Origin of the sequence: Microbacterium sp. zg.Y1084, assembly GCF_024623595.1 — a bacterium.
Classification (GTDB): Bacteria; Actinomycetota; Actinomycetes; order Actinomycetales; family Microbacteriaceae; genus Microbacterium; species Microbacterium wangruii.
The window spans coordinates 89,987-110,365 of the sequence record NZ_JANJGV010000006.1 but is presented as its reverse complement, the minus strand read 5'-3'; the positions used below and the strand labels follow the sequence as shown (position 1 = coordinate 110,365).

Genomic DNA, 20,379 nt, shown 5'->3' with positions numbered 1-20,379 from the left:
GCGAGGGCGGTCGTGACGGGCGCAGGCCGTGCGAGGCCGCGCGCTACTTGCCGAAGCCCGCGGTCAGTCCCGCCACCAGCTGGCGGCGACCGAAGATGTACAGCGTCAGGATCGGCAGCACCGAGAGGGTCACGGCGGCCATGATCGCCGGAACATCCACGGTGAGCTCGCTCTGGAAGCTCCACAGGGCCAGGGGCAGCACGCGCACCGATGGGCTCTGCGTCAGCACCAGCGGGAAGAGGAAGCCATTCCACACCTGCATGCCGTTGTAGATGGCCACCGTGATGAGCGCCGGCTTGGACAGCGGCAGCACCAGCTGCCACAGCATCGCCCAGTTCGACGCGCCGTCGATGCGCATGGACTCGAAGATCTCGTTCGGGATGTCGCGCAGGAAGTTCACCAGGATGACGACCGTCAGCGGCAGCGCGAACGCGGCCGACGGGATGATGAGCGCCACCAGGGTGTCGTAGAGACCGAGCTGCGTGATCATGTAATAGATCGGGATGATCGCCGCTTGGAGCGGGATGGCCAGCCCCAGCAGGGCGAACGAGAACGAACCCCGTGCCACCGGGTGGGCGTTGCGGACGATCGTGTAGGCCGCCAGGAGCGAGCAGAAGACGGCGATCACGACGGTCGCGACGGTCACGATCACCGAGTTCATGAAGAACCCCAGGAATCCGGAGTCGAACACCTTGCCGTAGTTCTCCAGCGTCGGCTCCGACGGCAGGGAGAGGGGGCTGTCGACGAAGAACGTCGGACCCGATCGCAGGCTCGTCACCACCACCCAGTACAGCGGGAGCACGACGATCACGAGCCAGAGCAGCCCCAGGATGCCGCCGGGCACGTTGGGTCGTGAGCGGCGCGCGCGACGCCGGGTGCCCTGGGCGCGCGGCGGGAGTGCGACGGGGGAGCCGGACGCGGCGACGGGGGCGGTCACGGTCATCTCAGGCGCCTTCCTGCTGGCTCTGCATCTTGGTGAAGCCGCTGAGGCGGGTCAGCAGCAGCGCGAGGATGAGGCCGAACACCGCGAGGAACGTCGCGATCACGCTCGCTTTTCCCATCTCGGCCGAGCGGAACCCGGTGAGGTACATGTGCAGCGGCAGCACCCGGGTGGCATACCCGGGTCCCCCCGCCGTCATCACGAAGATGAGGTCGAAGTACGTCAGCGACCCCACGAGCATGAGCGTCGAGCTCGTGACGATGGTGTGTTTGAGCTGCGGGATGGTGATGGTGAAGAACTGCGTGACGCGTCCGGCGCCGTCCAACGAGGCCGCCTCGTACATCGAGGTGGGCACCTGCCGCACCGCCCCCTGGTACAGCAGCGTGTGCAACGGGATGAAATGCCACGAGATGATGAGGATGACCACGAGCAGCACGGTGTTCCGGTCCCCGAGCCAGTTGTGGGCGAGCCACCCGAAGCCGGTCTCGGTGGAGAGTCCGAAGTTCGGGTCGAGCAGGTTCTTGTAGGCCAGCGCGACGGCGGCCGATGACAGCAGCAACGGCACGAAGAAGACGAGGCCCGCCACCGACCGGAAGCCTCCGGAACGGGCGATCCACGTGCCCAGCAGCAGGCTGATCGGAGTCTGCACGAGCCAGCTGCCCACCATGACGAGCAGCGTGACCTGCAGGGTGATGTAGGTGACATCGTCGGTCAGGAACCAGGCCCAGTTGTCCCCTCCGGTCCACTCCGGCGAGCCGAGCCCACTCCACCGGGTGAACGACAGCCCCACCGCGCCCACGAGAGGGATCACGGCGAAGCCGAGGAACAGGATGCCGGCGGGGGCGAGGAACCACAGACTCGGCCCGCCGCCCCCGCGGGAGGGTCGCGAGCGCGGCCCTCCCGCGGTCCGCCGTGTGGCGGTGGTGGTCATCAGAGGGTCGCGTTCATGGCGTCGGCGAACTCCTGCGGGGTGATCTCGAGGAGGAAGATGCGGTCCAGCTGCGTGGTCAGCTCCGCGCCCTGTGCCGGCGAGAGCGCCTGATCCCACGACAGCTGGAAGGACGGGGCATCTTCGGAGAGGCCGAAGACGAACTCCTGGAAGTCGTTGTCCTCCCGCTCGGCGATGAGCTCGCCCGCTGCCTCGACGCCCGGCACGGCGGACCGGTCGAGGATCTCCGCCATGTAGTCGGTGCTCATGACCTCGGTCGCCAGGAACTCCTGCACGGTCTCCTTGTGCGCGTCGGATGCCGCGCTCGTGACCGACCAGAAGTTGGAGGGGTTGCCCACGAGCGCCCCCGGGTCTCCCTTGCCCCCCTCGACGATGGGGAAGGGTGCGTAGCCGAGCTTCCCGTCGGCGACGAACTGCTCGGCGTTGGTCTGGATGTTCGAGTAGGCCTGGGACAGCACCACCATCATCGCGGCCTTGCCGGAGTACAGGAGGGCGTCTGCGGCACCACTGGCGTAGTCGATGGCGGCGTAGTCGGAGTTGAACCCTCCGGCTTCGACGAGGGACTGGATCATCTCCAGCGACTCGATGACGGCCGGGTCCGACCAGGCATCCGCCTCGCCCGTCATGATCCGCTCGACGACCTCACTGCCTCCGACACGGTCGACGAGGTACGAGAGGTAGGGCAGCTGCGGCCATTTGCTGGCGCCGGCGAGCGCGATCGGTGCAACGCCCGCCTCGTTGAACACCGGCACCAGGTCGAGCAGCTCGTCCCAGGTCTCGGGCGGGCTCGCTCCCACGGCGTCGAAGACGTCGGTGTTGTAGAGCACCACCACCGGCTGGATGTTGTTGATCGCCGCGCCGTAGACAGAGCCGTCGAACGTCACGTTCTCGATCACCGAGTCGAGGTAGCGATCGGTGATCTCCGCGTCCCCGATCGGGTCGACGAAGCCGCCGTCGACATAGCTCTGGAGCACGCCGCCGCCCCAGCCGAACATCAGCGCCGGGCCCTCGCCGGCGCCCATCGCGATGCGCAGCTTGTCCTGGTAGCCGTCATTGCCGAACATCTGCAGTTCGATCGGCCGGTCGGGGTTCGCCTCGTTCCAGCGATCGACCGCGGCCTCGTACGAGGCGGACTGACCGCCTTCGACCCCCCAGACGACGGCCGCCGAGCCGTCGCCCGATCCGGTGTTCCCTGCATCGTCGTCCGACGGTCCGCATGCGCTCAGCGCCAGTGCGCCCACGGCGACGGCGGCGACCGCCACGGTCGCCCGAGTTCCTTTACCCAACATCATTGTCCTCGCTGTCTGTGACGGAGTACCGAAACTTTTCGGTGAACTTTCGGTAGGTGGAGGTGAGGATAGCCGCAGGATTACGCGGAGTCAAACATCGTCTTTTCTGGTGTGCCGCACCGTCTCCCGTATAGTGAGTGCAACTTTTCGAGGCCGCGACGACGTGGACTCAGAGCAGAGGAGCGATGGAAACTCACCGCAGCGAGCGCCCCACCCTCGCGGATGTCGCCCGCCACGCCGGTGTATCGATCGCGACCGCCTCGAAAGCACTCAATGGGCATCATGAGGTCGCCGCGAGCACCCGAGCGCGCATCGAGGCGGCGATCGCCGCCACCGGTTACGTGGGGCAGCGGGGGCGACGACGGGATGCGCGGGCGAGCGTGGAATTCCTCGTCGACCGCCTCACCAGCCCGTACGCGATGGAGATCCTCCGCGGCGCGACGCTGGCGGCGGAGGAGGCGGACATCGACATCGTGGTGGCGCGTTTCCACCACCCCGGCAGCGCGCGGACCGACGCCCAGGTCATCCGCCGGCTGGCAGCCTCCGACCGACTCGGTGCGATCGTGGTGACTGCCGAGGTCACCGAGACGACCTACAGCGCCATCTCGGGGTCGGGCATCCCCGTCGTGTTCGTCGACCCGTTGCGGGTGGACGACGCATCGATCGTGTCGGTCGCCTCGACGAACTGGACCGGCGGTCGCAGCGCGACCGCCCACCTGCTCGGGCTGGGCCACACGCGCCTGGGCATCGTGGGCGGCCCGCGCGAGTCGATGAGCGCGAAGGCGCGCATCGACGGCTTCCGCTCGGCCGCGGCGGAGGCGGGGGTGCCGATCGACCCCGCGTTCGTCGCGCACGCCCTGTTCACGCACGACGCAGCCCTGGCCGTCGCGCTGGAGTGGCTGCGCCGGCCGGACCGACCCACGGCGATCCTCGCCTCGAACGACGCACAGGCCATGGGGGTGCTCGAAGCCGCCCGACGCCTGGCCATCCGCGTGCCCGAGGACCTCAGCGTCGTGGGCTACGACGACACCTACGTCGCCGCGTGGGCGCATCCGCCGCTCACCTCGGTCTACCAGCCGCTGCAGGACATCGGCCGGGTGTCGCTGCGCACGATCCAGCGGCTGAGCGCCGGCGAACAACTGGACTCCCACCACATCGAACTGGCCACGCGTCTCGTCGTGCGCGAATCGACCGCCCCGCCCCCGACCGACAGGAACGCTCCGTGACCGACACCGCTCCCTCCTCCGCCGGGACCGCCTCATGGCAGGACACCACCCGCACGGCCACCGAGCGCGCCGAGGCTCTGCTGGCGCAGCTCACCGTCGAGGAGAAGGTCGCTCAGCTCACCGGCTACTGGTTCGACAAGCGCGGCGCCGGCGAGGTGGTCGCGCCGATGCAGGACACCCTCGGCGCAGGGCGCCCGCCGTTCGAGGTCGCCGCGCGCGACGGGCTCGGCCACCTCACGCGGGTGATCGGCACCACCCCCGCACCGACGGAAGAGGTGGTGACGCGCCTGGCCGACGTGCAGCGGGTGCTCATGCGCGACACCCGGCTCGGCATCCCCGCCATCGCCCACGAGGAGTGCCTGACCGGCGTCAACGCGCTCGGCGCCACCGTCTACCCGGCACCCATCGCGTGGGGCGCGTCGTTCGATGCGGCGCTCACGCAGCGCATCGGCGCAGCCATCGGCGCCGACCTGCGCGCACTGGGCGTGCACCAGGGGCTCTCCCCCGTGCTGGACGTGGTGCGCGACTACCGGTGGGGCCGCGTCGAGGAGACGATCGGCGAGGACCCGGTGCTGGTCGGCGGCGTGGGCGGCGCCTATGTGCGCGGGCTGGAGGATGCCGGGATCATCGCGACCCTCAAGCACTTCGTCGGCTATTCGGCCTCATTGTCGGGACGCAACCATGCCCCCGTCGCGGTGGGGCCCCGCGAGCTCGCCGATGTGCTGCTGGTGCCGTTCGAGCTCGCCGTCCGCGACAGCGGCGTGCGGTCGGTGATGAACTCCTACAGCGATCTGGACGGGCTTCCGGTGGCGGCCGACCGGCATCTGCTCACCGACCTGCTGCGCGGGGAATGGGGCTTCACCGGCACCGTCGTGTCGGACTACTGGGCGGTCGCCTTCCTCGCTACTGCGCATCGCGTCGCGCGGGATGCGGCGCACGCCGGCCGCCTCGCACTGGAGGCGGGGCTTGACGTGGAGCTCCCCAACGGCATGTGCTTCCCCCCGCTGGGCGAGATGGTGCGCGCCGGCGACCTCGACGTCGCCGTCGTCGACACCGCGGTGCGGCGCGTCCTGCGGCAGAAGGCCGAGCTCGGACTGCTCGACGCGCAGCCGGCGATCGCGGGCACCGCGGTCGATCTCGATCCGCCCGCCAACCGTGCGCTGGCGCGTGAAGCGGCCGAGGCATCCGTCGTGCTGCTGCGCAACGAGGGCGACCTGCTGCCCCTCTCCGCCCAGACGCGCCGTCGCATCGCCGTCATCGGGCCCACCGCCGACACCGCCCGCGCACTGCTGGGGTGCTACTCCTACCCGGTGCACGTGCTTCCCCGGCATCCGGAGCTCGGGCTCGGCATTGACGTGCCGACCGTGCTGGATGCCCTGCGTGCAGAGTTCCCGCACGCAGACATCGTCCACGAGCGCGGCGCCGACTTCCTCGACGCCGACGAGTCCGGCATCCCCGCCGCCGTGGCCGCCGCCCGCGACGCCGACCTCGTGATCCTCACCGTGGGTGATCTCCCCGGAATGTTCGGCCGCGGCACCTCCGGCGAGGGCTGCGACGCCACCGACCTGACCCTGCCCGGCGGCCAGTCCGCCCTCGTCGATGCCGTCCTGGCGGTCGGCACCCCGGTCGTGCTCGTGACCAACAGCGGCCGGCCGTACGCGTTCGACCACCCGGCGTCGATCGTGCCGGCAGCGGTGCAGGCGTTCATCCCGGGCGAAGAGGGCGCGGCGGCCGTCGCCGGCGTGCTGAGCGGGCGCGTGAACCCCGGCGGGCGGCTGCCGGTGCAGATCCCGCGCATCGCCGGCGGCGGTCAGCACGTGTACCTGGGAGCCCCGCTGACCCGCACGATCGACCGCATCTCGAACCTGCCCACCGAGCCGGCGTTCCCCTTCGGGCACGGCCTGTCGTACGGGTCGGTCGACATCGCCCCCGGCATCCTCGACGCAGAGGCGATCGCCACCGACGGTACCGCCGCGCTGTCCACGGTCGTCCGCAACACCGGGACGAGCACCACACCCGTGGTGGTGCAGCTGTACGTGTCGGACCCGGTCGCCGAGGTCGCCCGCCCGGTACGCCGACTCGTCGGGTTCGCCAAGGCGACCCTGCAACCGGGCGCCGCCGCGGCCATCGCCTTCACCGTGTCGCCGGAGCTGGCGGCCTACACCGGCATCGACCTGCGCCGGCGGGTGGATGCCGGCACCCTCGTGTTCAGCCTCGGTCGCTCGAGCGAAGATCTGGTGTCCGAGCACGCCGTCGAGGTGGTCGGCGACGCACGGCACGTGGGTGCCGAGCGGATGATCGTCGCGCCCGTCACCGTCGCGGCCGACTGACGCGCGGGTGCAGCGGTGCACTGCCGGGCGCAAGCCCGGCGTGCACCGCGGGTGCGCGTCAGGCGCCGCGCAGGCGCTCGGCCAGGTACCCCTCCAGCGCGTCGAGACCGATGCGCTCCTGCGCCATCGTGTCGCGGTCGCGCACCGTGACGGCGCGGTCGTCGAGCGAGTCGAAATCGACCGTCACGCACAGCGGGGTGCCGATCTCGTCCTGGCGGCGGTAGCGGCGGCCGATGGCGCCGGCGTCGTCGAAGTCGATGTTCCAGCCGCGCCCGCGCAGCGTCTCGGCGACCTCGCGCGCCAGCGGCGAAAGCCGCTCATTGCGCGACAGCGGCAGCACGGCCACCTTGACCGGCGCCAGACGGGGGTCGAGGTGCAGCACGGTGCGGGTGTCGACGCCACCCTTGGCGTTGGGCACCTCTTCCTCGTCGTACGCGTCGACGAGGAACGCCATCATCGCGCGGGTCAGGCCGAACGACGGCTCGATGACATACGGGGTGTACTTCTCGCCGGTGGCCTGGTCGAAGTAGGTCAGCGACTGGCCGGATGCCTCGGAGTGGCTGCCGAGGTCGTAGTCGGTGCGGTTGGCGACGCCCATGAGCTCGCCCCACTCCTTGCCGGTGAACCCGAACCGGTACTCCACGTCGATCGTGCCGGCGGAGTAGTGCGCACGGTCCTCCTCGGGCACGTCGAAGCGGCGCATGTTGTCGGGGTTCACCCCCAGGTCCACGAACCAGTTCCAGCAGGCCTCGACCCAGTGGTCGAACCACTCCGGCGCCTCGGCGGGCGGGGTGAAGAACTCGATCTCCATCTGCTCGAACTCGCGGGTGCGGAAGATGAAGTTGCCGGGGGTGATCTCGTTGCGGAAGGCCTTGCCCACCTGACCGATGCCGAACGGCGGCTTCTTGCGCGACGCGGTCAGCACGTTGGTGAAGTTGACGAAGATGCCCTGGGCGGTCTCGGGGCGCAGGAAGTGCAGCCCCGACTCGTCGTCGACGACGCCCAGATACGTCTTCACCAGTCCCGAGAACGCCTTCGGCTCGGTGTACTTGCCCTTGGTGCCGCAGTTGGGGCACGGGATGTCGGCCAGGCCGTTGGCGGCGGGGCGCCCCTTGCGGGCCTCGAAGTCCTCGATGAGGTTGTCGGCGCGGAACCGCTTGTGGCACTGCAGGCACTCCACCAGCGGGTCGGTGAAGGTGGCGACGTGGCCGGAGGCCTCCCACACGCGCTTGGGCAGGATGATCGAGGAGTCCAGGCCCACCATGTCGCCACGGCCGCGGACGAACGTCTGCCACCACTGACGGCGGATGTTCTCCTTCAGCTCCGTGCCGAGGGGGCCGTAGTCCCATGCCGAGCGGGATCCGCCGTAGATCTCACCGGCCTGGAACACGAACCCGCGGTGACGGGCGAGGGCGATGACTTTGTCGAGGCGGGACTGCTCGGCCACAGGTGGCTCCAAATGGTCGTGGTGCGGCGCGGAAAATCGCGGATGCCGCAAGGCGGCGGCATCCGTCGATTCTAGTCCGCGCCGATGGGCGCCCACCTGTGCGCGCGGGTCAGCGCACGAACGTGATCGACAGCGGGTAGCGGTACCACTGCCCCTGGGCGGCCTTGACGGCCGCGATGATCGAGAGGATCAGATCGAGGATCCCCACGGCGATCAGCACGAAGAAGCCGATCAGCACGAACAGCAGAACCGTTCCGACGGCGACGGCGATCAGCACCGTGAGCTGGAAGTTCAGCGCCGTCGCGGCGTGGGCGCGGATGAAGGGGCCGCGGTCGCGCAGCGCCAGGTATCCGATCAGCGCGGGAATGAAGCCGAAGAAGAGGCCGCCCACGTGGATGAGGGTGGCCCACATCTTCTCGTCGGCGGGGCTGAGGGGGGTGGGCCCGTAGGGCGCGCCGTACGGCGGCTGCGGGGGCGGAGGCGGCATGGTCACGATCTCAGCCTACGGCGGAGTGCCGATCGGTGCGGCGCGCGCCGTTCTGGGCGACGGCGCCGGCGCCTGCGCCTCAGCCGAACCCGCACCAGCGCGCCACCCACGCCAGGATCGCCCCCCGGTGCTCGGCCGTCGCGGCCACCTCGATCACGCCTTCGGCCCCGGCGGTCTCGACGGCGACGACGAAGACGGTGCCACGCTTGTCCTCCTGCACGGCGTGCGCGTCGCACCGCAGCGGGACGAGCGGCACCTGGATCGACGACGGCCCGTCCCGCCCGTCGATCTCGCGGCCGACCGGGAACGGGTCCGTGCTCGGCGCGGCGAACTGCAGCAGATTGGTCGGGCGCACGTCGACGATGCGCACCGTGCCGGCAGCGCCGGTCGGAACGAGATCCAGGCGCAGCGCGGCGGGTGCGCCCGGCGCCGACGGTGTGAACGCCCCCCACGACAGGGAGGTCACGGCGGCCACCGCGGCGGCGAGGCACTCCCGCTCGTGGAGCGCGGCGATGAAGCCGAGCGGGTCGGCGGCGCGCACGCGATGCGCCGTGCCGTCGGCGGTGGTGACCACGACGGTGCTCTCCGCCCTCGCGTCGGACGGCACACTGCAGTCCGACGCGCTCAGCTCGATCCGCAGGTCCACGGTGCGTCCGGCCGGCACGGTGCTGTCCCGCTCCCTCGCCAGGGCACCGATGAACCGGTCGTCCTGCAGCTCGACGCGGTCGATGCGCAGATCCTCCGCGCTGTCGTTGACCACCCGCACCTGGGCCGTGCGCGCGGCGACGTCGGACCGCAGCTGCTGCACCGTCACCGCGACCCCCTCGGGCAGCTCGGCGCGCTCCGCAGCGCACCCGCCCAGGGCCAGAACGACCGCGACCACCGCCGTCACCGCGCCGGCCCGTGCACCACGTCGCCTTTCCGTGCCGCCGCAGGCCCGCGCCCCCCTCGCGCGGCCCGCGCGAACCCGGATCGGCGACGTTGCGCACACGGCGTCGGCCTGCCCGCTACCGCCGCAGCGTCTCGCGGGCGACGGTGAAGTCCTCGAGCGCCACCGGGTCGATCTCGATCCCGATCCCCGGGCCGGTGGGCACGCGCACGTGGCCGTCCTCGAGCACGATCGGGTCGATGACGATGTCGCGGGGGTAGAAGCGGTCGGACGCGGACACGTCGCCGGGCAGTGTGAACCCGGGAAGCGCCGCGAGCGCCGCGTTGGCCGCGCGGCCGATGCCGGTCTCGAGCATGCCGCCGCACCACACCGGGATGTCGTCGCCGCGGCAGAGGTCGTGGATGGCGACGGCCTCGAGGTAGCCGCCGACCCGGCCCGCCTTGATGTTGATGACGGATGCCGCACCCAGCGCGCGCGCGTCCTGCGCGGCCTTGAGCGACACGATCGATTCATCGAGGCACAGCGGCGTGCGCAGCCGCCCGGCGAGCACGGCGTGGTCGACGAGGTCGTCTTCCTGCAACGGCTGCTCGATCAGCAGCAGGTCGAACCGGTCGAGTTCGACGAGGGTGTCCACGTCGGCGAGCGTGTAGGCGGAGTTGGCATCGACCTGCAGCGGGATCGTGCCGAACGCGTCGCGCACCGCGGCGGTGTCACCGACATCGCGCCCGGGCTTGATCTTGATCTTGATGCGCACGTAGCCGGCGTCGAGGTACTCCCCGACCGCGTCGACGAGCGCGGCGGGGTCGCGCTGGATGCCGACCGACACTCCGCTGGGCACCCGGTCGCGCGTCGCGCCGAGGTACGCGCCCAGCGGCCGCCCCTGCGCACGCAGGCTCGCATCGAGCACGGCCAGCTCCAGCCCCGCCTTGGCCATGCGGTGGCCCTTGAACGGCTGCAGAACGCCGGCGACCTCTTCGGGCGCGAGCGTGCCCCGGTCCAGCAGCGCCGGACCCAGCCAGCGCAGCGTCACATCCCACGCACCCTGCGTGTACTCGCTCGAGTACAGCGGCGCCTGCTGGGTGACGATCTCTCCCCACCCGTCGCCGTCGGCCGTCAGCGCCCTCACCACGATCACCTCGCGCTCGGTCTCGGTGCCGAACGAGGTGGTGAACGGTGAGACCAGCGGCATCCGCAGCACGCGCAGCTCGATGCCTTCGAGGGCGACGGATGCCGCGGGGGTGGCGATGGGCATGCGCTCAGGCTAGCGGGCGCCCGGGCAGCCGGGACAGGCGAGGCGGGAGCGCGGCGGGGCCGGCCTCATCTGCGCACGAACAGATACCCCGCCGTGTCGTCGAAGCCGCCGACAACGAAGCCGAAAGCGGTGTGCTCGGCGAACTGCTCGCGCACCCGCAGCCGCCACGCCGCAGCCTCGGCGGGCGTCTCCCGGCGCAGCCGTTCGATGTCGCGCGGCACGGCGACCGTCGCCACCACGGCGTCGGGGGCAGGCGAGGGGGCCGGGGCCGCGAGCGCCCACGACGCCATCAACCGGTCGGTCTCGTCGCCGCGGTTGACGCCGTCGTCCATGGGGCCGTAGTGGTCGACCAGATACTCGGTGACGCGCGCGCCCAGCACGGAGAGGTTGAAGTGGGCGTTGCGGGCGATCAGCGGATCGAAGGTCCACGTGATGTGCCCAACGCCGCGGTCGAACGCCCAGTCGCGCTGGTGCTGCTTGAGCAGCCGGCCGAGCCCCTGGCCGCGGTACCCGGCCAGCAGACCGGTGACGTGCGAGTGCATCGAACGCTCCCCCGGCGCGGCGAAGAACGCCACCGACGCCCCGACCATGAGGTCGCCGTCGTAGATCCCGACGGCGTAGTTGCCGGAGTGGGCGAGCGCCCGCAGCAGGTTCGGCGGCATCGCGTCGCTGTCCCCGTCCCAGACGTCGGAGAGCACCTGGGCGGCGGTGAAGACCTCATCCACGGTCTCGAGCTCGCGGATCCCGATCCCGGAGGGGGCGATGAGGCTGTTGAGATCGGCCATGCCCTCACCTTAGGACCGGACGGGCCGAGCCTGCACGGGCGGCAGTAGCCTTGACGGATGGGCCGGGAAGAGGACGCACGTCGGCGCCTCACCCGCATGCCCCGCCAGGGAGCGATCGTCGCGGTGCTGGCGCTGGCGGGCCTGGCATCCTCGTTCATGTTCACGCTCGTCGTGCCGATCCAGGCAAAGCTGCCCGAACTGCTCGACGCCAGCCGCGAGGACACCGCGTGGGTGGTCACGGCGACCCTGCTGGCAGCCGCGGTCGTCACCCCCATCGCCGGGCGGCTGGGCGATATGTACGGCAAACGTCGCATCGTGCTGGTGCTGCTGGGCGTGCTGGTGCTCGGCTCGGTCGTCGCCGCGCTGTCCACCGAGATCATCGGGGTCATCGTCGGCCGCGCGCTGCAGGGAGCCGTCACCGGAGTCGTGCCGTTGGCGATCTCGATCCTGCGGGACGTGCTGCACGAAGACCGGGTGGATGCCGCGATCGCGCTGATCAGCGCGACCATGGGCGTGGGCGGCGCTCTCGGCATGCCGCTGAGCGCCCTGGTCACGCAGTACAGCGACTGGCACGCCCTGTTCTGGCTGGCAGCCGGCCTGGGGGTCGCGGTCTTCGTGCTGGTGGTCTGGATCGTGCCGGTGAGCGTGCTGCGCACGGCGGGCCGCTTCGACTACGTCGGCGCGGCGGGACTCGCGGTCGGTCTCACGGGCGTGCTGCTGGCGGTCTCACGGGGGAACGAGTGGGGCTGGACCTCTCCGGCCGTGCTGGCCTGCGGCCTGGGAGGTGGCGCGGTGCTGCTGGTCTGGGGCTGGTACGAGCTGCGCATCGCCGAGCCGCTGCTGGACCTGCGGGTGGCCGCGCGCCGCCCGGTGCTGCTCACCAACATCGCCTCCCTCGCGATGGGGTTCTCCCTGTTCGCCTCGAACGTGGCCTATCCGCAGCTCCTCGAGCTGCCCGCGCCGGCCGGTTTCGGCCTGTCGCTGCTGAGCGCCAGCCTGGTGATCGCGCCCGCGGGCCTGGTGATGATGGTCCTCTCCCCCTACTCGGGACGTTTGGCGCGCACCGTCGGTCCGCGGCTGCTGCTTGTGCTCGGCGCGATCGCGCTCATCGTCGCGTACGGGTTCACGCTGCTGTTCTCCTCCGAGGTGTGGCACATCCTGGTGGCGAACCTGCTGGTCGGCGTCGGGATCGGCTTCGGTTACGCGAGCATGCCGATGCTGATCATGCGCAGCGTGCCGCAGAACGAGACGGGAGCCTCCAACGGGCTCAACGCCCTCTTCCGCTCCCTCGGCACCAGCGTGGCCGCGGCGGTCATCGGCGCGGTCCTGGCGAGCCTGTCGGTCACACAGGGCGGCGCGCAGGTGCCGACGGCATCCGCCTTCGACGTCGCGTTCGTGCTGGGCGGCGCCGCCGCAGTGATGGCCCTGGTGCTCGCCCTGTTCATCCCCCAACGCCCTGCGGGCGAACCCCATCCCTCTCTGCCTCGCTGAGGTCTACCCTTGGGCGCATGAGCGCGCACGAGCCTGAGCAGGTTCCGGTCGGCCCTCCGACGGGGCCGGTCGAGGTCGCCGAAGGCGACAACGGCGACCGCGACAGCCGGTTCTTCGGGCAGCCCTGGGCCCTCGCGCACATCTTCGGTGTGGAGATGTGGGAGCGGTTCAGCTTCTACGGCATGCAGGGCATCCTGCTCATCTACCTGTACTACTCGGCGACCGACGGCGGGCTGGGACTCGACCGCGCCGTGGCGGCGGGCATCGTGGGGGCCTACGGCGGTTCGGTGTACCTCTCGACGATCCTCGGGGCGTGGATCGCCGACCGCATCCTCGGCTCGGAGCGGGTGCTGTTCTACAGCGCGATCGTCATCGTCGCCGGGCACGTGGCCCTCGCCCTGATCCCCGGATTCCTCGGGGTGGGCGTCGGCCTCATTCTCATCGCGCTGGGGTCGGGGGGCCTCAAGGCCAACGCCACGAGCGTGGTGGGAACGCTGTACCGCAAGGACGATCCCCGGCGGGATGCCGGGTTCTCGCTGTTCTACCTCGGCATCAACCTGGGCGCGCTGGCCGGCCCCCTGCTGACCGGGCTGCTGCAGTCGACGCTCGGCTTCCACTGGGGCTTCGGACTCGCCGCCGTCGGCATGGCGCTCGGCCTCCTCCAGTACTCGTTCGGGCGCAAATCCCTGCCCGCCGCGTCCCGACGCGTGGCGAACCCGCTGCCGCGCAGCCGCTACGGGCTCGTCGGCGGCATCGCCGCGGCGGCGGTCGTGACGATCGTCCTGCTGGTGCTCGTCGGGGTGATCCGCGCCGACAACCTCTCCCTCATCGTGATCATCACGACGGTGGCGGCGACGATCGCGTACTTCGTCGTCATCCTCTCGAGCCGGCATATCGACGCCGTCGAGCGCAGCCGGGTGTGGGGGTTCATGCCGCTGTTCGTCACCTCGGTGGCGTTCTGGTCGCTGTACCAGCAGCAGTTCACGGTCGTGACGATCTACGCCGACGTCAAGCTCAACCGCGACCTCTTCGGCTGGGAGATGCCGGTGCCGTGGGTGCAGTCCATCAACCCGATCTTCATCATCATCCTGTCGGGCGTCTTCGCATGGCTGTGGACGAAGCTCGGCACCCGTCAGCCCTCCACCCCGGTGAAGTTCGGCCTGGGCGTGATGATCATGGGCGCGGCGTTCCTGCTGTTCCTCCCCTTCGCGGGCGGCGGGGCGGGGTCGACGCCGCTGCTGGCGATGGTCGGCATCCTGCTGGTGTTCACGGTGGCCGAGCTGCTGCTGTCGCCGGTGGGCCTCTCGGTGACGACGAAGCTCGCGCCCGCGCGCTTCCACACCCAGATGGTCGCGCTGTTCTTCCTGTCGGTGGCGCTGGGCACCGCGATCTCGGGCCTGCTGGCGGAGTACTACGACCCCGACAATGAGGTGCCCTACTTCTCGACCCTCGGCTTCATCGCGATCGGCGTGGGCGTCCTGCTGCTGGTGTTCGCGCGGCCCGTGCTGCGGCTCATGAAGGGCGTGCGCTGAGCCGAGGGGTCGCCTGCCCGCGCCCCGCGCCCGCTCCCGCGGAGCCCCGCCGCGCCCGCGCGCCCGCGGAGCCGCCCCGCGCCCGCTCCCGCGGAGCCGCTTCGGTGTCACTTTCGCACCATGCCCGCCCGTCGCACCCGCCATTCGCGACACCCGAGCAGCGCGCACACGGCCACACCCGCCATTCGCGTCACCCGAGCAGCGCGCACACGGCCACACCCGCCATTCGCGCCACCCGGGCAGCGCGCACACGGCCGCACCCGCCGATCGTCGCGCCCGGCACCGCGACGCGCGACTCCGGTGTCACTTCCGCACAATCCCCGCGCACGCCACCCACCATTCGCGACACCGGAGCAGCGCTCGCAGCGCTCGCAGCACTCGCAGCGCTCGCAGCGCTCGCGGCCGGCGCGCACGCGCACCGCTGCCGTCAGCGGCGCCAGTCCTCCTGCGCGGTGAGCGGAACGAGCGACGGACGCCGCGCGGTCGTGGTGAGCGTGACGCGCTCACCGGTGTGCGCGGAGTCGATGAGCGCGGTCATGATCTCGAGCACGTGCAGGGCGAGTTCACCGCTCGCGCGCCCCTCGCCGTCGCGCACGTGATCGATGACGCCGATCCCGCGCCCCGCGCCGACGTATCCGGCCGCGGCGGGCAGCGTCGTCCAGTCCGCCTCGCCGCGGCGGCGCACGCGCACATCGCCGGCGAACGTGTTCGGGTCGGGAACGCTCAGCGACCCCTCCTCGCCGTGCACCTCGATCGGCGCTGCGGTCGACCCGACGGCGTCGAAGCTGAAGGTCACCGTCGACAGCGCGCCGCCGTCGTGCTCGAGCACGCCGGTGACGTGGGTGTCGATCTCCACGGGGATGATCTCGCCCGCACGGGGACCCGAGCCGATCCGGCGCGTGTCGCGGGTGCGCGATGACGCGCCGCTGACCCGCACGACCGGGCCGAGCAGGTGCACGAGCGACGTGAGGTAGTACGGCCCCATGTCGAACAGCGGCCCCCCGCCGTCGCGGTAGTAGAAGTCGGGGTGCGGATGCCACGACTCGTGGCCGCCCGAGACCCAGGTCGCCGCCGCCGAGACGGGGCGGCCGATGTCGCCGGCCTCGACGGCGGCGCGCGCGGTCTGGATGCCGGTGCCGAGCACGGTGTCGGGCGCTCCCCCGAGCCACCGGTCGCCGGCGGCATCCCTCATCGCCGTGGCTTGGGTGAGCGTCGCCGCGAGCGGCTTCTCCCCGTAGACGCCCTTGCCCGCGGCGAGCGCGGCGAGCGCGATCTCGGCGTGCGCGGCGGGGATCGTGAGATTGATGACGGTGTCGACGGCCGGGTCGGCCAGCAGCTCGTCGACGGTGAGCGCCCGGCATCCGGGGATCTCGTCCGCCACCGCTGCGGCGCGTTCGGCATCCAGATCGGCGACCGCAGTGATGCGCACGCTGTCGACGCCCGCGAGGGTGTCGAGGTACTGCCGGGAGATGACGCCGAGCCCGATTATGCCGATTCCGTGCGGCTGGCCCACAGCAGGCCCCTCTCGATGATCGTGCGGACGTTGTCGTCCTGCAGCACATCCAGGCTGTGCCCGGGGGTGGCGACGAAGATGCGCCCCCGACCCCACAGCCGGGTCCACACCGCGGGGGACGTGATCGGCCGGTGCCACGGGTGGTAGGGCTGCACCGGGTGCGTGGTGGTGGCCAGCACGTCGATGAGGTCGTCGTGCAGCACCCAGTACTGCTCGGTGTGCAGGGTGAAGTCGTCGAGCCCCGCCATGATCTCGTGCTCACGGCCGAGGTCGGTGAGTTCGACGGTGTACGGCAGGAAGTTGTCGGACTCGTCGCCGGAGCACTGATCCGGATGCTTCGACGGGTGCGTCGCGAACTGGCCGCCGACGAGCTGCAGGTAGTCGGAGCTGTTGCGATACGAGTCGGCGATGCCACCGTGCCAGCCGGCCAGCCCGGTGCCGCGCTCCACCGCCGCCTTCACGCCGGCGAAGGCTTCGCGGGAGATCTCGGACATCGTCACCGACTGCAGGATCAGATCGGTGGATGCCATGACCTCCTCGTCGGCGTAGATCTCGTTGGATTCTTCGACCCGCACGTCGAACCCGCTGCGCTCGAGGAAGGGGAGGAACAGGTCGGTGGCCTCGACCGGGTGGTGGCCCTCCCACCCGCCCCGGACGACGAGTGCGGTGCGTGCGGTCATGCGGTTTCTCCTTCGACGGTGACGTACCGGCTGTCGCGTGCGGCGCTGTGCTCGACGGCGGCCAGCACCCGCTGCACGCGGGCGGCGTCGGCAAAGGTCGGCGCCACCGCGGTCCCGTCCGAGATCGCACGCACGAGGTCGACGATCTGGTGGGTGAACAGGTGCTCGTACCCGAGACCGTGGCCGGCGGGCCACCAGGCGTCGGCGTAGGGATGCTCGGGCTCGTTGGCCTGGATGCGACGGAATCCCTGCTCGCCGGCGGGATCGGTGGCGTCGTAGAAGTCCAGCTCGTTCATCGCCCGGAAGTCGAACGCGATCGAGCCGCGGTCGCCGTTGATCTCGATGCGGTTGGAGTTGCGGTGGCCCGTCGCCAGCCGCGTCGCCTCGAAGACGCCGAGCGCCCCCGAGCCGAAGCGGGCGGTGAACGCGGCCGCGTCGTCGACGGTGACGTCGCGGCGGGGAGCCTCCGCCGAGGCGCGGCCGCCGAGGCCGACCTGCTCCTCGAGCACGGGACGGGTCTCGACGAAGGTGCGCAGCATCGCGGAGACGCCCACGATGTCGTCGCCGGTCAGCCACTGCGCGGTGTCGATGCTGTGGGCTCCGATGTCGCCCAGGGTGCCGGAGCCCGCCCGGTCGCGGTCGAGGCGCCAGGTGAAGGGCGCATCCGGATCGCTCAGCCAGTCCTGCAGGTACTGCGCCCGCACATGCCGCACCTGTCCGATGCGCCCGTCCTCGATGAGACGCCGCGCGAGCGACAGCGCCGGCGTGCGGCGGTAGCTGAAGCCGCACATGCTGACGACTCCGGCGGCGGCGGCCCGCTCGGCGGCCGCCACCATGCGGTCCGCTTGCACCACGTCGTTGGCCAGCGGCTTCTCGCACAGCACGTGCTTGCCCGCGGCGAGCGCGGCCAGCGCGATCTCGGCGTGCGTGTCCCCGGGGGTGCAGATGTCGACCAGGTCGATGTCCTCGCGCTCGATCGCGGCACGCCAGTCGGTGGCGGCCTCGGCGAACCCGAGCCGGTCGGCCGCCTCCGCGGTGCGCTGCGGGTCGCGGCCGACCAGCAGGGCAGGCTCCGGCGTCAGCGGCAGGTCGAAGAAGCGGTGCGCGGTGCGCCAGGCGTGGGCGTGCATTCGCCCCATGAACCCGGTGCCGATCAGCGCGACCCGCAAGGGGGCGGTCGTCATCGTCGTCTCCTTATGGCGCCGACCGGACGGTGTCGACGGCGCATCGAGGGGTGTCAGCGGCCGGTGACCGCCGGCTCGGCCGCGTCGACGTCCACCGGGCCGACGCCCGGCTCGACCTCGACGCGCACCCAGGCGGGCGCCTGACCGGTCACATCGTTGACCGGGCCGGTCAAGGTGAGCTCGGCGGTCGCCTCCATGGTTTCGCAGTCGGGGCCGACCCAGAGTTTCAGCAGCCCCGGCTCGACGATGCGGCGCAGGTCGCGTCCGGTGAACGCCAGCTGCGATGCCGGCAGGCGGAAGGTCACCTCCGCCTGCTCACCGGGCTGCAGCGGCACCCGGCGGTAACCGAGCAGCTGCGCCACCGGGCGCGTGACGCTCGCGTACACGTCACGGCCGTACAGCTGCACGACATCGGTCCCGGCACGATCACCGGTGTTGCGCACCTGCACCCGCGCGACGATCTCACCGTCGGTCGGCGTCTCGGGGTCGACCCGCAGGTCGCTGTGCGCGAACGACGTGTACGACAGGCCGAAGCCGAACGGCCGCAGCGGCGTGCTGTCGGCGCTCGTGATCTCGTTCGCACCGCCCAGGATCGGGTGCAGGTAGCTGTACGGCTGTGCACCCGCCGACCGCGGCAGCGAGATCGGCAGGCGACCGGACGGCGTCACACTGCCGGACAGGATGCCGGCGATGGCGTGCCCGCCCTCCTCACCGGGGAAGAACGCCTGCACGACCGCACCGATGCTCCCGTCCAGTGCCCAGTCGATCGCATAGGGGCGACCGGTGAGCAGCACCATCACCACGGGGGTGCCGGTGGCGGCGACGGCCTCGACCAGCTCGCGCTGCACACCGGGCAGATCCAGGCTCTCCACGTCGTTGCCCTCGCCGACGGTGCCGCGGCCGAACAGGCCGGCGCGGTCGCCGACCACGACGATGGCCACGTCGGCACCGGATGCCGAGGCGACGGCATCCGCGAAGCCGGAGCGGTCATCGCCCTCGACGTCGGCGCCGACGGCGAAGCAGATCTCCGCGTCGCGGAACTGCTCGCCGAGCGCGGTGCGCAGGGTGGGCGCCTCGAGCTCGGACGGCACGTCGGGGTGATGGGCCAGCACGTGGTTGAGGAAGGAGTAGCAGCCGAACAGCGCACGCTCGTCATCGGCGTTGGGGCCGATGACCGCGATGCGCCGGGGGGATGCCAGGGGCAGCACGCCGTCGTTGGCCAGCAGCACCACCGACTCCTCGGCCAGCTCCCGGGCAACGGCCCGGTGCGCAGGGGTGTCGAGGTCGATCGCGGTGGGCGGGGCGTCGAAGGTGGCGTCCAGCAGACCCAGGTCCTCCTTCTGCGCCAGCACGCGCAGCACGGAGCGATCGACGAGCGCCTCGTCGAACAGGCCGGCGCGCACGCGCTCGGCCAGCGGCTCGAGGTAGGCGTCACCGGTCGGCAGCTCGACATCGATGCCCGCCGCCAGCGCGAGGGCTGCGGCCTCGCCGCGGTCGGCGGCGACGGCGTGCATGGTGTGGAGGAAGGCCACGGCGAAGTAGTCCGAGACGACGACGCCGTCGAACCCCCACTCGCCGCGCAGCAGGTCGGTCAACAGTGTCGGGTCGGAGGCCACGGGCACGCCGTCGATCTCGGTGTAGGAGTTCATCACCGACCGCACGCCACCCTCGCGCACCGCCATCTCGAACGGCGGCAGCATCACGTCGCGCATCTCGCGCTCACCGATGTGCACCGGCGCGTGGTTGCGCCCTGCGTGCGACAGCGAGTAGCCGACGAAGTGCTTCAGGGTCGCGTGCACGCCGGCATCCTGCATGCCCCGCACGTACGCCGTGCCGATGGTCCCCACCACGTAGGGGTCCTCCGCGATGCACTCGTCGACGCGGCCCCAGCGGGGGTCGCGGATCACGTCGAGCACGGGCGCCAGCGTCTGGTGCACGCCCAGCTCGCGCATCGACTCCCCGATGAGGTGGCCCATCCGCTCCACGAGGTCGGGGTCGAAGGCGGCGCCCCACGCCAGCGGCGTGGGGAAGGTGGCCGCCTTCCACGCGGCGAGTCCGGTGAGGCTCTCCTCGTGGACGATGGCCGGGATCCCCAGGCGGGTCTCCTGCTGCAGACGACGCTGCTCGCCCCAGAGCCACTCGGCGCGCTCCACGGGGTCGACCGGCCGGGTGCCGTAGACGCGGGTGAGATGCCCCAGCCCATGGGTCGTGGCGTCGTCGTACCGGGTGCTGGTGGCCATCTCGCCGGCCATGGGCGCGACCACCTCGTCGCCCTGGTCGACCCAGTAGCCGACCAGCTGTGCCAGCTTCTCGTCGAGCGTCATGCTCTCGAGCAGGGCGCGAACGCGCGCCGAAACAGGGGTGTCCACGGAGGAGTCCTCGATC

At 71.2% G+C, this 20,379-nt stretch carries 16 protein-coding genes; 4 read left to right on the top strand and 12 right to left on the bottom strand.

The annotated features are described in order from the left end of the window. Positions 1–43: 43 nt before the first annotated feature. The 3 genes from NQ165_RS09490 to NQ165_RS09480 are packed head-to-tail and all read right to left on the bottom strand — an operon-like array spanning position 44 to position 3,151. Positions 44–943: a carbohydrate ABC transporter permease gene (locus NQ165_RS09490; RefSeq protein WP_257532949.1), complete on the bottom strand. Its 900-nt coding sequence runs from the start codon at positions 941–943 to the stop codon at positions 44–46. Position 944: 1 nt separating this feature from the next. Then, entirely contained in the window at positions 945–1,871 is a 927-nt protein-coding gene (locus tag NQ165_RS09485; protein ID WP_257532947.1) for a carbohydrate ABC transporter permease, read from the bottom strand. Next, on the bottom strand, positions 1,871–3,151 hold the full coding sequence (locus tag NQ165_RS09480) for an extracellular solute-binding protein (RefSeq protein WP_257532945.1): 1,281 nt from the start codon (positions 3,149–3,151) through the stop codon (positions 1,871–1,873). The genes NQ165_RS09485 and NQ165_RS09480 overlap by 1 nt, the downstream gene beginning before the upstream one ends. 212 nt (positions 3,152–3,363) lie before the next feature. Between NQ165_RS09480 and NQ165_RS09475 the strand changes: the two genes are divergently transcribed. Together NQ165_RS09475 and NQ165_RS09470 are read left to right on the top strand one after the other, a co-directional pair. Then, the gene (locus NQ165_RS09475) at positions 3,364–4,404 is read left to right on the top strand and encodes a substrate-binding domain-containing protein (protein ID WP_257532944.1); all 1,041 of its coding nucleotides are present in this window, start codon (positions 3,364–3,366) and stop codon (positions 4,402–4,404) included. Further along, the gene (locus tag NQ165_RS09470; protein ID WP_257532942.1) at positions 4,401–6,734 is read left to right on the top strand and encodes a beta-glucosidase; all 2,334 of its coding nucleotides are present in this window, start codon (positions 4,401–4,403) and stop codon (positions 6,732–6,734) included. The genes NQ165_RS09475 and NQ165_RS09470 overlap by 4 nt, the downstream gene beginning before the upstream one ends. Before the next feature lie 58 nt (positions 6,735–6,792). On the opposite strand, the gene NQ165_RS09465 is transcribed toward NQ165_RS09470, so the two are convergent. The 5 genes from NQ165_RS09465 to NQ165_RS09445 all read right to left on the bottom strand — a co-directional run bounded on the left by NQ165_RS09465 (position 6,793) and on the right by NQ165_RS09445 (position 11,594). Beyond that, complete coding sequence (locus tag NQ165_RS09465; protein ID WP_257532940.1) at positions 6,793–8,181, bottom strand: glycine--tRNA ligase; 1,389 nt, start codon at positions 8,179–8,181, stop codon at positions 6,793–6,795. A 109-nt stretch (positions 8,182–8,290) separates the two neighbouring features. Beyond that, on the bottom strand, positions 8,291–8,668 hold the full coding sequence (locus NQ165_RS09460) for a DUF4870 domain-containing protein (RefSeq protein ID WP_257533143.1): 378 nt from the start codon (positions 8,666–8,668) through the stop codon (positions 8,291–8,293). 79 nt (positions 8,669–8,747) lie between these two features. Further along, the gene (locus tag NQ165_RS09455; protein WP_257532938.1) at positions 8,748–9,551 is read right to left on the bottom strand and encodes a hypothetical protein; all 804 of its coding nucleotides are present in this window, start codon (positions 9,549–9,551) and stop codon (positions 8,748–8,750) included. A gap of 124 nt (positions 9,552–9,675) precedes the next feature. After that, entirely contained in the window at positions 9,676–10,809 is a 1,134-nt protein-coding gene (gene menC / locus NQ165_RS09450; protein WP_257532936.1) for an o-succinylbenzoate synthase, read from the bottom strand. Positions 10,810–10,874: 65 nt separating this feature from the next. Continuing rightward, positions 10,875–11,594: a GNAT family N-acetyltransferase gene (locus tag NQ165_RS09445; protein ID WP_257532934.1), complete on the bottom strand. Its 720-nt coding sequence runs from the start codon at positions 11,592–11,594 to the stop codon at positions 10,875–10,877. A gap of 96 nt (positions 11,595–11,690) precedes the next feature. Here NQ165_RS09445 and NQ165_RS09440 point away from each other — a divergent pair, with 96 nt between their 5' ends. After that, on the top strand, positions 11,691–13,085 hold the full coding sequence (locus tag NQ165_RS09440; protein ID WP_257533142.1) for an MFS transporter: 1,395 nt from the start codon (positions 11,691–11,693) through the stop codon (positions 13,083–13,085). Positions 13,086–13,102: 17 nt separating this feature from the next. After that, positions 13,103–14,617 carry a peptide MFS transporter gene (locus NQ165_RS09435; protein WP_257532931.1) on the top strand — a complete coding sequence of 505 codons (1,515 nt, stop codon included), beginning with the start codon at positions 13,103–13,105 and terminating at the stop codon, positions 14,615–14,617. Positions 14,618–15,044: 427 nt separating this feature from the next. Here the strand turns inward: NQ165_RS09435 and NQ165_RS09430 are convergent, their stop codons facing one another. Genes NQ165_RS09430 through NQ165_RS09415 form a run of 4 tightly spaced genes read right to left on the bottom strand, consistent with a single transcriptional unit; the run spans position 15,045 to position 20,318 of the window. Continuing rightward, a complete protein-coding gene (locus tag NQ165_RS09430) occupies positions 15,045–16,130 on the bottom strand; it encodes a Gfo/Idh/MocA family protein (protein WP_257532929.1) in 1,086 nt (361 codons plus the stop codon). Continuing rightward, on the bottom strand, positions 16,103–16,810 hold the full coding sequence (locus NQ165_RS09425) for a ThuA domain-containing protein (RefSeq protein WP_257532927.1): 708 nt from the start codon (positions 16,808–16,810) through the stop codon (positions 16,103–16,105). Before NQ165_RS09425 ends, NQ165_RS09430 begins: the two co-directional genes overlap by 28 nt. Beyond that, positions 16,807–17,994, bottom strand: coding sequence for a Gfo/Idh/MocA family protein (locus NQ165_RS09420; protein WP_257532925.1), 1,188 nt, complete (start codon positions 17,992–17,994; stop codon positions 16,807–16,809). Before NQ165_RS09420 ends, NQ165_RS09425 begins: the two co-directional genes overlap by 4 nt. 53 nt (positions 17,995–18,047) lie before the next feature. Continuing rightward, positions 18,048–20,318, bottom strand: coding sequence for a glycoside hydrolase family 3 N-terminal domain-containing protein (locus NQ165_RS09415; protein WP_257533141.1), 2,271 nt, complete (start codon positions 20,316–20,318; stop codon positions 18,048–18,050). Between the last annotated feature and the right edge of the window lie 61 nt (positions 20,319–20,379).

Coding starts and splice junctions, on each gene's coding strand:
- NQ165_RS09490 (WP_257532949.1), bottom strand. CDS start 943: ATGACCGTGACCGCCCCCGTCGCCGCGTCCGGCTCCCCCGTCGCACTC.
- NQ165_RS09485 (WP_257532947.1), bottom strand. CDS start 1,871: ATGACCACCACCGCCACACGGCGGACCGCGGGAGGGCCGCGCTCGCGA.
- NQ165_RS09475 (WP_257532944.1), top strand. CDS start 3,364: ATGGAAACTCACCGCAGCGAGCGCCCCACCCTCGCGGATGTCGCCCGC.
- NQ165_RS09460 (WP_257533143.1), bottom strand. CDS start 8,668: ATGCCGCCTCCGCCCCCGCAGCCGCCGTACGGCGCGCCCTACGGGCCC.
- menC (WP_257532936.1), bottom strand. CDS start 10,809: ATGCCCATCGCCACCCCCGCGGCATCCGTCGCCCTCGAAGGCATCGAG.
- NQ165_RS09445 (WP_257532934.1), bottom strand. CDS start 11,594: ATGGCCGATCTCAACAGCCTCATCGCCCCCTCCGGGATCGGGATCCGC.
- NQ165_RS09440 (WP_257533142.1), top strand. CDS start 11,691: ATGCCCCGCCAGGGAGCGATCGTCGCGGTGCTGGCGCTGGCGGGCCTG.
- NQ165_RS09435 (WP_257532931.1), top strand. CDS start 13,103: ATGAGCGCGCACGAGCCTGAGCAGGTTCCGGTCGGCCCTCCGACGGGG.
- NQ165_RS09425 (WP_257532927.1), bottom strand. CDS start 16,810: ATGACCGCACGCACCGCACTCGTCGTCCGGGGCGGGTGGGAGGGCCAC.
- NQ165_RS09420 (WP_257532925.1), bottom strand. CDS start 17,994: ATGACGACCGCCCCCTTGCGGGTCGCGCTGATCGGCACCGGGTTCATG.
- NQ165_RS09415 (WP_257533141.1), bottom strand. CDS start 20,318: ATGACGCTCGACGAGAAGCTGGCACAGCTGGTCGGCTACTGGGTCGAC.